The organism is Clostridium sp. (assembly GCF_047777555.1).
Lineage (GTDB): Bacteria > Bacillota > Clostridia > Clostridiales > Clostridiaceae > Clostridium_H.
This window is the reverse complement of sequence record NZ_JBKEEV010000006.1, coordinates 1-14,378: the sequence shown is the minus strand read 5'-3', so window position 1 is coordinate 14,378 and position 14,378 is coordinate 1. Positions and strand designations below refer to the sequence as shown.

At 32.4% G+C, this 14,378-nt stretch carries 12 protein-coding genes and 1 riboswitch; of the genes, 1 reads left to right on the top strand and 11 read right to left on the bottom strand.

Annotated elements, in window-relative coordinates; translation table 11 throughout:
- Positions 1–105: 105 nt before the first annotated feature.
- Positions 106–280: riboswitch (Lysine riboswitch) on the bottom strand.
- A gap of 60 nt (positions 281–340) precedes the next feature.
- The 7 genes from argH to ACFWTK_RS10005 all read right to left on the bottom strand — a co-directional run bounded on the left by argH (position 341) and on the right by ACFWTK_RS10005 (position 8,618).
- Positions 341–1,663: an argininosuccinate lyase gene (argH, locus tag ACFWTK_RS10035; protein ID WP_415875880.1), complete on the bottom strand. Its 1,323-nt coding sequence runs from the start codon at positions 1,661–1,663 to the stop codon at positions 341–343.
- Positions 1,664–1,752: 89 nt separating this feature from the next.
- On the bottom strand, positions 1,753–2,952 hold the full coding sequence (locus tag ACFWTK_RS10030) for an argininosuccinate synthase (RefSeq protein WP_415875879.1): 1,200 nt from the start codon (positions 2,950–2,952) through the stop codon (positions 1,753–1,755).
- Between the two features lie 65 nt (positions 2,953–3,017).
- A complete protein-coding gene (locus ACFWTK_RS10025; RefSeq protein WP_415875878.1) occupies positions 3,018–3,749 on the bottom strand; it encodes an amino acid ABC transporter ATP-binding protein in 732 nt (243 codons plus the stop codon).
- A gap of 15 nt (positions 3,750–3,764) precedes the next feature.
- On the bottom strand, positions 3,765–4,412 hold the full coding sequence (locus ACFWTK_RS10020) for an amino acid ABC transporter permease (RefSeq protein WP_415875877.1): 648 nt from the start codon (positions 4,410–4,412) through the stop codon (positions 3,765–3,767).
- Between the two features lie 50 nt (positions 4,413–4,462).
- A complete protein-coding gene (locus ACFWTK_RS10015; protein ID WP_415875876.1) occupies positions 4,463–5,311 on the bottom strand; it encodes an ABC transporter substrate-binding protein in 849 nt (282 codons plus the stop codon).
- A 296-nt stretch (positions 5,312–5,607) separates the two neighbouring features.
- On the bottom strand, positions 5,608–6,606 hold the full coding sequence (locus ACFWTK_RS10010; protein WP_415875875.1) for an isocitrate dehydrogenase (NAD(+)): 999 nt from the start codon (positions 6,604–6,606) through the stop codon (positions 5,608–5,610).
- 98 nt (positions 6,607–6,704) lie between these two features.
- Positions 6,705–8,618, bottom strand: a complete 1,914-nt coding sequence (locus ACFWTK_RS10005; protein WP_415875874.1) for an aconitate hydratase — start codon at positions 8,616–8,618, stop codon at positions 6,705–6,707.
- Positions 8,619–8,889: 271 nt separating this feature from the next.
- Between ACFWTK_RS10005 and ACFWTK_RS10000 the strand changes: the two genes are divergently transcribed.
- On the top strand, positions 8,890–10,341 hold the full coding sequence (locus ACFWTK_RS10000; RefSeq protein ID WP_415875873.1) for an NADP-dependent glyceraldehyde-3-phosphate dehydrogenase: 1,452 nt from the start codon (positions 8,890–8,892) through the stop codon (positions 10,339–10,341).
- Positions 10,342–10,389: 48 nt separating this feature from the next.
- Here ACFWTK_RS10000 and ACFWTK_RS09995 read toward each other — a convergent pair whose 3' ends face one another.
- From ACFWTK_RS09995 to ACFWTK_RS09980, 4 genes are all read right to left on the bottom strand, one after another.
- Positions 10,390–10,674 (bottom strand): hypothetical protein, encoded by a 285-nt coding sequence (locus ACFWTK_RS09995; protein WP_415875872.1) that lies wholly within the window; start codon positions 10,672–10,674, stop codon positions 10,390–10,392.
- A gap of 424 nt (positions 10,675–11,098) precedes the next feature.
- The gene (locus tag ACFWTK_RS09990; RefSeq protein WP_415876014.1) at positions 11,099–11,473 is read right to left on the bottom strand and encodes a LamG-like jellyroll fold domain-containing protein; all 375 of its coding nucleotides are present in this window, start codon (positions 11,471–11,473) and stop codon (positions 11,099–11,101) included.
- A 233-nt stretch (positions 11,474–11,706) separates the two neighbouring features.
- On the bottom strand, positions 11,707–12,543 hold the full coding sequence (locus ACFWTK_RS09985) for an ankyrin repeat domain-containing protein (RefSeq protein WP_415875871.1): 837 nt from the start codon (positions 12,541–12,543) through the stop codon (positions 11,707–11,709).
- 3 nt (positions 12,544–12,546) lie between these two features.
- Entirely contained in the window at positions 12,547–13,860 is a 1,314-nt protein-coding gene (locus tag ACFWTK_RS09980; RefSeq protein ID WP_415875870.1) for an RHS repeat-associated core domain-containing protein, read from the bottom strand.
- Positions 13,861–14,378 lie beyond the last annotated feature (518 nt).

Here is a 14,378-nt window from a genome sequence, read left to right as displayed (position 1 = left end):
TTGTGAGAAAACACTCTTGTGGAAATTAAAAAGCCTTGAGAATTCACTCAAGGCTTATTAAACACTACATATACACATGATATATAAACAATAGTACCTAATAAGTTGAATGATAGCTCTCCACAAATTGCTTTGTGACAGTCTTGCATATATTCTATGCAAGACCAGCTATATAGCCTTAAAGCTTCAGCTATATGCTTCGGCGATATTTCCTTTCTTGATGTTTCATCGTGCTTTTCTCCACATCAGTACTCTTAAATACCGCACCTCTATCACTAAACTTCGATATACGCTTTTATTACATTATAAATTAAAACTTTCTTATAGTCAAATACTTTTGCTAATTATTATTTATATATTTTTTTATTCCCCTTGTCAAAGTTTTGCTATAATCTATAAAGTCATATATATCTTCATCAAATAATTCACTAAACTTCTTTAATGTTTCTACATCTAATTCCTCTATAGCAACATCATTTTCTTCGCAATATAAAACTATAGAACCTATTACCCCATGAGCATCTCTAAATGCCATTCCTTTGTTAACAAGATAATCTGCAGCTTCTGTAGCATTAAGGAATCCCTTTTTTACAGCTCTATACATATTGTTTTCTTTAACCTTAAGTCCAGACAACATTCCATTCATAACCTTTAAGCATTTCATAACTGTATCTGAAGCATCAAAAAATCCTTCTTTATCTTCTTGCATATCCTTATTATAAGCTAATGGAATTCCTTTCATAGTTGTTAAAATCCCCATCAAATCTCCATATACTCTTCCACTCTTTCCCCTTATAAGTTCTGCTGCATCGGGATTTTTCTTTTGAGGCATAATACTGCTGCCAGTTGAAAATTCATCGCTTATTTCTACAAAATCAAATTCTTTACTGCACCATAATATGATTTCTTCACTTAGCCTGCTTAAATGCATCATAATTATAGAAAAAGCACTCATAAGATCTATCAAATAGTCTCTATCACTAACACCATCCATAAAATTATCTACTGGTTTTTTAAAACCTAGTTCTTTTGATGTAAAATCTCTATCTATATTATAAGTACTTCCTGCTAAAGCTCCACATCCAAGAGGACTTTCATCCATTATATCAATATCGCTTAACAATCTTTTTTTGTCCCTACTAAACATATTATAGTAAGCCATCAAGTGATATTTAAATGTTACCACCTGAGCTCTTTGAAGATGAGTATACCCAGGCATCATTACATTATTTTTTTCTCCTACATCTTTAATTGTATTCATCAGTTCTTCTATTTCTTTTAAGATTTCAAAAGCTTTAGCTTTGGCATACATTCTCATATCTACTGCAACTTGATCATTTCTGCTTCTTCCTGTATGAAGCTTTTTTCCAACTTCACCTATTCTTTTTATAAGGTTGATTTCTACAAAACTATGGATATCCTCATAATCTCCTTCAATAAGCAATTGACCTTTTTCTATATCCTGCAATATAGAGTTCAACCCATCTATTATTAATTTCGCTTCCTCTTCTTTTAAAATATGGCACTTTGAGAGCATCTTAACATGAGCAATACTTCCATTGATGTCCTCTTTATATAATCTTTTATCAAAGCTTAAGGAACTATTAAAATCTTCCATAAGCTTATTCTCGCTTTCTTTAAATCTTCCACCCCAAAGCTTCATTTAAAAAATCACTCCGTTCTTCTATAAGTTGCAACGTTTCGCTAAGATATATATCTTTTTAGATATTAGTGACTAATTATTACGTTTTTTTATTTATTTTTATTTAGCATTGCGTTGATTTTATAAGGAAGACCAAATAAATTAATAAATCCTTCTGCATCCTTGTGGTCATATAGTTCACTAGCTCCAAAGGAAGATATGGTCTCTTCATATAAAGCATAAGGTGATTCCATTCCTGCTATCATAATATTTCCTTTATACAATTTTAGTTTTACACTTCCAGTTACCTTTTCTTGAGTTTTATCTAAGAAAGCATCTAATCCTTCTCTCAAAGTAGAAAACCATAATCCATTGTAAACAAGTTCACCGTATTTTTGAGATACAATTTCTTTAAAGTGGAAAGTTTCTTTTTCTATAGTTAAATATTCTAATTCTTTATGAGCAGCATATAGTATTGTTCCACCTGGTGTCTCATAAACTCCTCTTGACTTCATTCCAACTAATCTATTTTCTAGTAAGTCTACAACTCCAATTCCATTTTCTCCACCTAATTTATTCAATTTATTCATCATATCTATTGGATTTAATTCTTCTCCATCAATTTTTTTAGGTATTCCACTTTCAAAATATATTTCTACATAAGTAGGCTCATCTTTAGCCTTCTCTGGTGGCACTGTCATAAGATACATTTCGGATTTATGTTCATTTTTTAAATTCTCAAGATCTCCTCCTTCATGACTAGTATGCCATATGTTTCTATCCCTTGAATATATTTTTTCTTTAGTTACTGGAACTTCAATTCCATTTGCATTAGCATAGTCTATAGCATCTTCTCTTGATTTTATATCCCAAATTCTCCAAGGAGCAATTATCTTTATAGTAGGATCAATAGATGCTATACCGACTTCAAATCTTACTTGGTCATTTCCTTTTCCTGTACATCCATGACATATATATTTTGCTCCTTCTGCATGAGCTATCTGTACTAATTTTTTAGCAATTAAAGGTCTTGCAAATGATGTTCCTAAAAGGTATTTTCCTTCATATACTGCATTTGCTTTAATTCCTTTAAAAAGATAGTCTGTTATAAATTCTTCTGTTGCATCCTCTATATATATTTTAGAAGCTCCTGATTTAATTGCTTTTTTCTTAATTTCTTCAAAATCCTCATCTTGACCTACATTAACGCAGCATGCTATAACTTCTAAATCATAATTATTTTTTAGCCAGTGGGCTATAATAGAAGTATCTAAGCCTCCTGAATATGCTAAAACAACCTTATCTTTCATATATATAATACTTCCTTTCATTTGGTAAATTTATAAACTCATATTAATTTAAAATTAAGCTTTATCTATAATATCCTGTCTAAAAACAGTTTAGTTCTTTCTTCTTTTGGATTCGAAAATATGTCCTTTGGAGCACCTTCCTCTATAATTTTTCCTCCATCCATGAAAACCACTCTATCTGCTACTTCCTTTGCAAATCCCATCTCATGAGTCACAACTATCATGGTCATTCCATCTTTTGCAAGTTCCTTCATAACATTTAAAACTTCTCCTACAAGCTCTGGATCCAGTGCTGATGTAGGTTCATCAAATAACATTATATCAGGGTCCATAGCTAAGGCTCTTGCAATAGCTACCCTTTGTTTTTGTCCTCCTGATAACTTGGAAGGATAATAATCTTTTTTATCAGCCAATCCCACCTTATCCAATAATTTATGAGCCTTTTTTAGAATAATATCTTTATTTACCTTCTTAACTGTAATTGGAGCTTCAATTATATTTTCCTCCACAGTCATGTGAGGAAATAAGTTGAAGTTCTGAAATACCATGCCCATTTTTTCAATTTTTAATCTGGTATCTTTTTTATTATGAACATTTAAAGGCTCTCCCTCTATGATAATTTTTCCAGAATCAGGTATTTCCAAAGTATTTAGACATCTCAAAAATGTACTTTTGCCAGATCCTGATGGACCTATAATTACAAGAACCTCTCCTTTTCTTACTTTCATATTCAAGTTTTCAAATACTTTTAGACTTCCAAAACTTTTAGTTAAATTTTGGGCTTCAATCATATTCATTAATAAACACCTCTCTTAATATACAGACAGTTTCTTTTCAGTTGCTGAAAATATAGTTGTAAAAACTGTTGTCATAAGCAAATAAAGGCATCCAGCTGTAAGAAAAGCTTCTACTGGCCTTGCTGTAGCTGAAATTTGAAGTTGGGCATTTCTCATAAGTTCTTCCATTGCAATACTGGATACTAAAGAAGTATCTTTTAGCATAGTAATAAATTCATTTCCTAAAGACGGAATAATCACTCTAAAGGTCTGTGGTAATATTACCCTTTTCAGTGTTTGAAAATTAGTAAATCCTAAAGCCTTGCAGGCTTCAAATTGGCCCTTGTCTATTGAAAGTATGCCTCCTCTTATTATCTCAGCCATATAAGCTCCTGAGTTTAAGCTTAAACCTAATATAGCAGCTTGCATAGAAGTTAGCTCCAACCCCATAAAAGGTAAAGCATAATAAAAGAAGAATAATTGCAAAAGCATTGGTGTTCCCCTAAACAACCAAGTATAAAAAGATGCAATAATGACTATTCCTCTATTTTTAGATAATTTTAGAGTGGCAATAATTACACCAATAATACTTCCTAGCACAACTGATATCACTGTGAGTTCTACGGTAACAATACATCCTTTAAGAAGTATAGGAAACATATTTTTTAAGATTTCTATATCCATTTCGTCCTCCATTCTTCATAAATTTTAATGACAAAGATTGGGACCTACTTTTATTTTTTATATGCATCATAACCAAACCATTTAATAGAAAGCTTTGACAAAGTACCATCTTTCTCTAATTCATCTACTATCTTTTGAATTTCATCTTTTAATTCTTTATCTCCCTTTCTATATCCAATACCCATTGGCTCTTCGCTTACCATTTCATTTAATACCTCAAACTCACCTGGTTTCTTAGAAATATAGTAACCTCCAACTTGAGCATCCATAATAACAGCATCTATTCTTCCTATTGTAAGTTCACTAAATGCCTGAGTAATTTTTTCATATTTTTTCAGTTCCTTTATATCTTTTAAATTATCCTCTGCAGATTTTTGTCCAGTTGATCCTAATTGACATCCAATTATTTTTCCTTTTAAATCTGCAAGAGTTTTTATAGATTTATTTCCACCTTTAATTGCTATTACTTGTCCTCCCATTACATAAGGTTCAGAAAAATCTATAGACTTTTTTCTCTCCTCTGTAATGTTTAATCCAGCTATTATAGCATCAAATTTTTTAGATTGGAGAGCTAATAATATACCGTTCCATTCTGTTGGCATAAACTCCACTTTCACTCCTAATTTTTTACCAATTTCATTAGCAAAATCAACATCAAACCCTACCAAATTATTCTTTTCATCTCTAAACTCCATTGGTGGATAACCATCATCTAATCCAATCACTAATTTACCAGCTTCTTTAACCTTTTCTAAAGAAGTATCTGTTTTACCGTCTGAAGTCGATGCAGTTGATGAATTCTCCTTACCCCCTATACTTGTTTTTGTATTTCCTCCACATCCAACAAATAGTGAAAGTCCCATAGTAATAGTTAGCAAAATTACCCCTATCTTTTTCATATTATACGCCCCTTCTCATACTTAACTAAATTTATGATTACATGGTAATGTAAAATCATGTATCCATTTTTTATGATTATAATTATACATTTATAATCATAATTATGCAATAGTTTTTTGTATATTTATAATATATATATGTATTCTTATTCACAAACTCAATATTTTGTGCGTACATTTATGAAAAAACCCCAGTTATAAAATAACACCAATATTTTCATAGGTATACTTATGCTATAAAAAAGAAAGATACGCACTTAAATGCGCATCTTTCTTGCATATATTATAATATATATTTATAATCTTTTTATTATTTCCTCTGCAAATTCTGTAGTTTTAGCATTTCCTCCTAAATCGCAAGTAAGAATTTTGCCTTCTTGCAATACTTCCGATAGAGCTTTATCTATTTTCTCAGCTGCCTTAAATTCCCCTAAATGTTTAAGCATCATAACCCCAGTTAGGATAGCAGCAGTAGGATTAGCTATATTTTGTCCGGCAATATCTGGCGCTGAACCATGTACAGCTTCAAATACAGCTATATCATCTCCTATATTTGCTCCTGGCACTACTCCAAGCCCTCCAACTAGTCCTGCAGCCATATCTGAAAGTATATCTCCATATAGATTTGGCATTACAAGTACATCATACTTTTCTGGACTTTGAACAAGCCTCATGCTCATAGCATCTACAATCATATCAGAGAATTCAATATCCTTATTTGCTTCTGCCACTTCCCTAGCACACTTTAAAAATAAACCATCTGATAGTTTCATTATGTTTGCCTTATGCACCGCTGTAACCTTTTTTCTTCCCTGCTCTTTAGCAAGATTAAAAGCAAACTCAACTATCCTATTACTAGCCTTTTTAGTTATTATCTTTATACTCTCTGCTGCTACATCTCCTACATTATGTTCGATTCCTGCATATAAATCCTCTGTATTTTCTCTAACTATTATAAGATCTACATCATCATATCTAGAAGGAATACCTTTGTAAGTCTTCACAGGTCTTACATTAGCATAAAGATTTAATGCTTGACGTAATCCAACATTTACACTTCTAAAACCTTTTCCTACTGGTGTAGTAACTGGTCCTTTAATAGCAATTTTATTTCTTTTTATGCTCTCTATTACATAATCCGGAAGAGGAGTTCCATGCTCTTCAATAACTCCTTCTCCTGCATCTACTATTTCCCAATTGATTTTAACTCCAGATGCATCTATAACATCCTTAGCAGCTTTCATTACCTCTGGACCTATGCCATCCCCTGGAATTAATGTTATGTTATAACTCACTGTTTCTCCCCCTTTTTTAATAAGGAGTAGGACTTTAAATTACTTAACTTAAAATCCTACTCTTTAATATATAACTTTTAACCTGCAGATTATTTTTCTTACTTGATACTATTTATAAGTCCACCCTTTAATATCATTTTCTTTTGTCTTTCAGAAAGTTGAAGGCTCATAGTATACTCTTCATTTTTAGTTTTATTCTTTACTATAATTTCTCCTTCTTCAACACCATTTATAGCATTAACTATTAATAGTTCGTCAAATTCATCAATTTTATCGTAATCATCTGCATTTTTAAATACTAAAGGCATTATTCCATTATTTATAAGATTAGCCATGTGTATTCTTGCAAATGATTTTGCTAGTACAGCTTTAATTCCAAGGTAAAGAGGAACTAATGCTGCATGTTCCCTGCTGGAACCTTGACCATAATTTAATCCTCCGATTATAAAGCCTCCATTATTTTCTTTAGCTCTCTTTGGAAATTCTGGATTGCAAGGTGCAAGACAGTAATCTGATAAATAAGGTATATTAGATCTAAAAGGTAAAAGTTTTGCATTAGATGGCATTATATGATCCGTAGTTATATTATCTCCTACCTTTATAAGCGCTTTTCCTTCCACTGTGTCTTTTAATTCTTCTCCCTTTGGGAAAGGCTTAATATTAGGTCCTCTTACAACCTCAACTTCTTCTCCATTTTCTGCTGGCTTTACTATCAAATTATCATTAATTAAGAATTCTTTTGGCATTTCTATATGTGGAGCCTCTCCAAATTCTCTAGGATCTGAAATATATCCATTTAGTGCAGATACAGCTGCAATTTCAGGACTTACAAGATATACTCCAGCAGATTTTGTTCCACATCTTCCTTCAAAGTTTCTATTTATAGTTCTTAGTGATACTGCGTTATTTGCAGGCGCTTGTCCCATTCCTATACATGGTCCACATCCTGATTCTATTATTCTAGCCCCAGCTGATATCATTTTTGCAAGTGCTCCATTTTCAGCCAGCATATTCAATACCTGCTTTGATCCAGGTCCTATAACCAAAGATACATCCTCATGAATAGTTTTTCCTTCTAAAATTTTTGCTACCTTCATCATGTCTACATAAGAAGAATTTGTGCAACTTCCTATAGTAACTTGATTAACCTTAATTCCTTTTAATTGTGATACCTTCACCACATTATCTGGACTATGAGGACATGCAACCATTGGTTCTAATTCGCTTAAATTTATTTTTATAACTTCATCATAATCTGCATCCTCATCAGCCTTAATTTCCACAAAATCTTCTTCTCTGTGCTGAGCTTTTAGGAATTCTAAAGTGACTTCATCACTTGGGAATATGGAAGTAGTAGCTCCTAACTCTGCTCCCATATTAGTTATAGTTGCTCTCTCAGGAACAGAAAGAGTTTTTACGCCTTCTCCTCCATATTCAAAAACTTTGTCAACTCCGCCCTTTACAGTAAGTCTTCTTAAAAGTTCTAGTATTATATCCTTCGCAGATACCCAAGGGTTTAATTTTCCACTAAGTTCTACTTTTACAACTTTTGGAGTTTTTATATAATACTCTCCTCCACCCATAGCTACTGCAACATCAAGTCCTCCTGCTCCAATTCCAATCATACCTATTCCTCCTGCTGTTGGAGTATGGCTGTCAGAACCTACAAGTGTTTGTCCTGGAATTCCAAATCTCTCTAAATGAACTTGATGACATATACCATTACCAGGCTTTGAAAAATAAATTCCATGCTTTTTAGTAACCGTTTGTATATATCTATGATCATCCGCATTTTCAGGACCAGTTTGAAGCATATTGTGATCTATATATGCTACGGACCTCTTTGTTTTAACCTTATCTACTCCAAGCGCTTCAAATTGCAAATAAGCCATTGTCCCCGTAGAATCTTGTGTCAAGGTTTGATCTATTCTAATACCTATCTCACTACCTTTTTCTATTTCTCCAATTACCAAATGTTCTCTTAAAATTTTTTCTACAATATTATAGCCCATATTTTTCAGCCCCTTTTTTTAGATTATTTATATATAATAAGATTAATCTATGAATTAATAATATAATATATGTCATATTTATACACGATTATATCATATTTATAGGTTATTATCAAAATTTTTTGCAACATTTCTATATAAATTATTCATTTTTGCAAAAATAATTAGTTACCACCTATTTTGTAATTGATTATTATTCCCTATTGATATGCATTATCATTAATGGTATTATATAAATTAATTTAGCGTATACTAAAAAGAGGTGATTTATTTGTTTGAAAATATTAAAAATAATAATATTTATAAGAATTTATATAATGGTGAATGGATAGAATCTATTAATCCACCTATAGATATCATTTCTCCCATAGACAATACATCATTTGGTAAAATTCAGTCTATGAATGAAAAAGAAGTGAATACAACTGTTACGAATGCTAAGCTATCTCAAATTACTTGGGGAGAAACTCCTATAAATGAAAGAGCAGGTATATTACACAAAGCCGCAGAGATTTTATTAGAAAATAAACATGAATTATCCCTTATACTCCAAAAGGAAATTGCTAAGGATAAAAAATCCTCACTTTCAGAAATTGAAAGAACTGCAGACTTTATCAAATTTACAGCTGATGAAGGAAAACATCTCCATGGGGAAACTGTAGGATCTGAAAATTTTCCTGGATTTAAGAAAAATAAGATTTCCTTTGTAACTAGAGTACCTGTAGGCGTAGTTCTTGCTATTTCTCCTTTTAATTATCCGATAAACCTTGCAGCTTCTAAGATAGCTCCTGCTCTAATTGCTGGAAATAGTGTAGTTTTGAAACCTGCAACTCAGGGTGCTATATCTACGCTTTATCTTGCTGAAGTGTTTAATAAAGCTGGCCTTCCAAAGGGAGTTTTAAATACAATCACTGGCAAAGGCTCTGTTATCGGCGATTATATAGTAACTCATAAGGATATAAATTTCATTAATTTTACTGGAAGCTCTGAGGTTGGAAGACATATAGCTTCAATTGCTGGAATGGTCCCTATGCTTATGGAACTTGGTGGGAAAGATGCTGCTTTAGTCTTAAAGGATGCTGATTTAGAAAAAACCGCAGACAATATAATATCTGGTGCATTTAGCTATTCTGGCCAAAGATGTACTGCTGTAAAGAGAGTTTTGGTTGAGGAAGAAGTAGCAGATAGTCTAGTAGAAAAACTTAAAGAAAGAGTAGAAAAATTAAAAATAGGAAGCCCTGAAGATGAGGTAGATATTACTCCTTTAATAAGCAGCGAAGCTGCTGACTATGTTGAAGGACTAATAGAAGATGCTATAGCTAAAGGTGCTTCTTTAATCACCAGAAGCAAAAGGAAGGGCAATTTAATTTATCCTGTTCTTTTTGATAAAGTCACTACTGAAATGAAAATTGCTTGGGAAGAACCTTTTGGTCCTGTATTGCCAGTAATCCGAGTTAAAGATATTGATGAAGCCATAAAGATAGCTAATGCTTCCCAATACGGGCTTCAATCCTCTATATTTACCAAGGATATAGATAAAGCTTTTTATATTGCAAATAAATTAGAGGTTGGAACAGTACAGATTAATAATAAAACTGAGAGAGGACCTGATAATTTTCCTTTCCTAGGGGTAAAATCTTCTGGAATGGGAACTCAGGGTGTAAGATATAGCATAGAAGCTATGAGCAGACCCAAAGCCATAGTTATAAATATTGAAAACTGATAAAAAGAAAGTTCATAGCAACATATGATATGCATATTGCTATGAACTTTACATTCTACTTATGGACATGTTCTCATATTTTACTTCTGGGAATGGCTTACCCCAAGAATCGTAGGTATAACTTACAACCTGAGTACCGCTCTTATCATATAATCCTAGTTTATCTTTCCAGTTATCATCGTCATAACCATAATCATAATTCTTTATAACATCTCCTAGTACTTCTGTAGTATAACCATACTCTTTCTTACTTGTTATATTTCCTCCACCATCATAAGAGTATGTTATAGTCTTGTTTAATACTTCATTATCTTCTCTTATAAGCTGATTCAATCCATCATAGTAATATGTTATTACTTTTCCATCTTCAGTAATTGTTTTAATATTACCATTAGCATACTTATATTTTAAGGAAGTTCTATAGCCAAGCTATAGAACTAAGCGATTCACACCAAATTAGAAATTTGGGTTCTCTACTTAAGATTTTGGTTCTCTGCTTATCTTTCCATTATTGTCTATTTCACTTACTTTTGTTGTTGTAGTATTTGCAGCAGCTCCCGCTTCAAAGGCATATTTTGTATTGTAATTAAATATCCCTGTATTTAGTGCCCTGTCAGTTAGTCTTCCTAAACTGTCATATTTATCTGATGATTACCCGCTCTAATACTTCCATCTTTTTCAAAGTGGAAGTAAAGAGCGGCTACATCCCTAGATAACGATTTCTAAGCCTCAGGTGGAGTAAAAACTCCATCTGAAGCTAAGAACTCTGTTTATAGCTTACCCAGTTTCCTCTTCCATTTGTGTATATGCTGTTTACTTCTTCAGAAGTTAATGCTGTATTATAGCTGCTTAGTCCTTCTAGTTGTCCATTTAGTTGATAAGCACCTGTTACTGTTCCTCCTACTGCTGTTTTTACTCCTGTAAAGTCTTTGAAGCTCGCGGTACTTCCTGAATAAACTCTATCGTTTAGATATAGTTTTGCATTTAAGGTTGTCCCTGATACACTCCAAGTGAAGGCTGCATAGTTCCATGTGTTTACTGTTACAGCTTCTGTAGATGTTATTAAAGTTAACCAGCCTCCGCCACTATCTCTTACGGTTAGGTTAAGCTTGTTGCTGCTATCTAAATAAATACTTAGTAAGCTTATATTCTATCCAAATACCAATGAAACAATGGCTGCCTCAAAACTTTGTTTTGAAACAGCCCCTTTATATTTTACTTGCAGACATACTTCCATATTTTTAATTTTTCGAGTAGTACCACTTGCTTTTTCTCTATAAATTAACTGATTTTTTCAGCTACACTATACTCGCCCTTGGTATTTTATGGCTTCGCCCCAGAGGAACTTCCAGAAAAAGGTCGACGCTAGGAGAGCTTTTTCTGGTTGCTATTAAATAAATCACTTATCTCCTTAAATTCACTTTCTTTAGCGTAATCTATTGCTGTTTTTCCCTCTTTATCTTTAATGTCCTTATCAGCACCAGCTTCAATCAATATCTTTGCAACATCGTAACTATTATACTTTATAGCATATATTAGAGGAGTCCATCCCATCACATCCTGTTTATTAATATTAAATTTCTCATTGTTAATCAGATATTTAGCGATTAAACTATTATCTGAGAAAGCTACATTGAAAAGAACATTCCTTCCTGATACATCCTCTACATAAATATCTGCACCTTGCTCTACTAATAACATAAATACCTGGTAATTAATTAACTCCTCATCTTTATTTTTTATTCCGTTCTTTTCTCGTAACACCTTTTCCGTCTCTATTAATATAGGTGCGTCACCATCAAAATTTTTTAAATTTACATCAGCTCCATGTTCGATAAGCAACTTAACAACCTCTAACTTATTTGGGTAATATCTCATTAATGCTGCCTCTAAAGGACGCCAAGAATATTTGCTAGTATTCATTGAAGCACCATTGTCTAAAAGTATCTTTATTATATTTATATTACCTTCAAAAGATGCTTTAGTTAAAGGACTATCATTAGGAAAGTCCCATAATAGCGGTATATGGGGTATACTATTAATATTTCCTGGAAACTTTAATATCTTTACAACCATTGATTCACTATTACTTTCTATAGCATTATTCAACCTTTTAGCATAACCATAATTATACTCATATAGTAATAAAATCCATACAGGTATCATTATAATTATAAAAATTAACTTTTCCTTTTTTTTCATAGTTTAATACCCCTTAATATTCACAGAATCAGGTCCAAAAATGGTAACTTTCATTCTATCAAAGAAATTTGTAGGATCATCAGGACTATTACCCCATATATAATATGGTATTACATCTCTAAATAAATGAGGAAGTCCAAATAGATCCTTGGGACCATTAAAATTATATGTTCCCATATTTACTGGATCTATTACTAATTTTCTAGTAGTAGGATTGAAAACCGCCTCTTTATGCCCATCCTTAGAAACATATTTCTCATTATTCTTATTATTTTTACCAATTTTATGGTAAATACTTTGAGATGGAGGCAATTGTTCATATTCTCCTTTGCTTACAGAACGCTGCATATCATCATACGTTTCTGGAATACCAGTATTAAAGCTTTGTCTGTTATAATGTTGTGTTTTATCTGCTTCTCTCTCTGAATATGTTGGAGCAAAAGCCATTACTATTGGTGCTATTACTATTGTTGCTATAATAGCTACTATCAAAATAGGAAAATGTCCTGACGGGTCACTATACATAATAGGATTATTTTTACAATAAGTAAATACATTGTGAGATAGTAGTTCTCCAACCACCCCACCTAATGCATCCGCATTAATAAACCTTCCCCACTCAGGATTATAGTACCTACTTTGAAGATAATATAATCCAGTCTCACTATCATACCTATATCCTCTGTATCTATAAGGATTCTTAACTCCTACAGTGTCTTTAAGACTTCCATCAATAGATATCAACTTACCCCATGAATCATAGATATAGCTTACAACCTGTATACCATTTTTATCATACAAACCAATTATATCACCTTGAGCATTTCTAATGTAGTAGTATTCTATTCCATTTAAGTTCATACTTACAAGATTAGCTCCTGCATCATAAGTGTAATAAATTTTATCAGTACCATTATCCTCAAAGGTTACCTTATCCCCTACAAGATGATATTTTGTTGTTATCCCATTTACTGTTTTTTCAGTCCTTATACCGTCAACGTTATATTTAAAGCTTATGTCATAATCGTTGCTCTTCATTGTTGCTAGCTGTCTGCCTTGTTCCCAAGTAAAGGTATAACCATCATAAGTTAATGGATTTCCTATGGCATCATAGGTTATATCTTTTTCATTATAGCTTGTAAGCTTGTCTTTCCAGTTAGTATCTTCATAATCGTAGGATATTGTTGAAGTTGGATCTCCTAAGGTTCCTGTTGTATGTGGATATTCTGTTTTACTTAGAATATTTCCTCCACCATCATAAGAGTATGTTATAGTCTTGTTTAATACTTCATTATCTTCTCTTGTAAGCTGGTTCAATCCATCATAATAATATGTTATTACTTTTCCATCTTCAGTAATTGTTTTAATATTACCATTCTGATCGTAAGTATAAGCTATCTTCTTACCATTATTGTCTATTTCACTTACTCTTGTTGTAGTAGTGCCTGCAGCAGCTCCCGCTTCAAAGGCATATTTTGTATTGTAATTAAATATCCCTGTATTTAGTGCCCTGTCAGTTAGTCTTCCTAAGCTGTCATATATATCTGATGATTACCCGCTCTAATACTTCCATCTTTTTCAAAATGGAAGTAAAGAGCGGCTACATCCCTAGATAACGATTTCTAAGCCTCAGGTGGAGTAAAACTCCATCTGAAGCTAAGAACTCTGTTTATAGCTTACCCAGTTTCCTCTTCCATTTGTGTATATGCTGTTTACTTCTTCAGAAGTTAATGCTGTATTATAGCTGCTTAGTCCTTCTAGTTGTCCATTTAGCTGGTAAGTTCCTGATATGGTTCCTCCTACTGCTGTTTTTACTCCTGTAAAGTCTTTAAAGC

Excerpts from the sequence above, each read along its gene's own strand:
- ACFWTK_RS10025 (WP_415875878.1), bottom strand. The coding sequence starts at position 3,749 with ATGAATATGATTGAAGCCCAAAATTTAACTAAAAGTTTTGGAAGTCTA.
- ACFWTK_RS10020 (WP_415875877.1), bottom strand. The coding sequence starts at position 4,412 with ATGGATATAGAAATCTTAAAAAATATGTTTCCTATACTTCTTAAAGGA.
- ACFWTK_RS10015 (WP_415875876.1), bottom strand. The coding sequence starts at position 5,311 with ATGAAAAAGATAGGGGTAATTTTGCTAACTATTACTATGGGACTTTCA.
- ACFWTK_RS09985 (WP_415875871.1), bottom strand. The coding sequence starts at position 12,543 with ATGAAAAAAAAGGAAAAGTTAATTTTTATAATTATAATGATACCTGTA.
- ACFWTK_RS10005 (WP_415875874.1), bottom strand. The coding sequence starts at position 8,618 with ATGGGCTATAATATTGTAGAAAAAATTTTAAGAGAACATTTGGTAATT.
- argH (WP_415875880.1), bottom strand. The coding sequence starts at position 1,663 with ATGAAGCTTTGGGGTGGAAGATTTAAAGAAAGCGAGAATAAGCTTATG.
- ACFWTK_RS10030 (WP_415875879.1), bottom strand. The coding sequence starts at position 2,952 with ATGAAAGATAAGGTTGTTTTAGCATATTCAGGAGGCTTAGATACTTCT.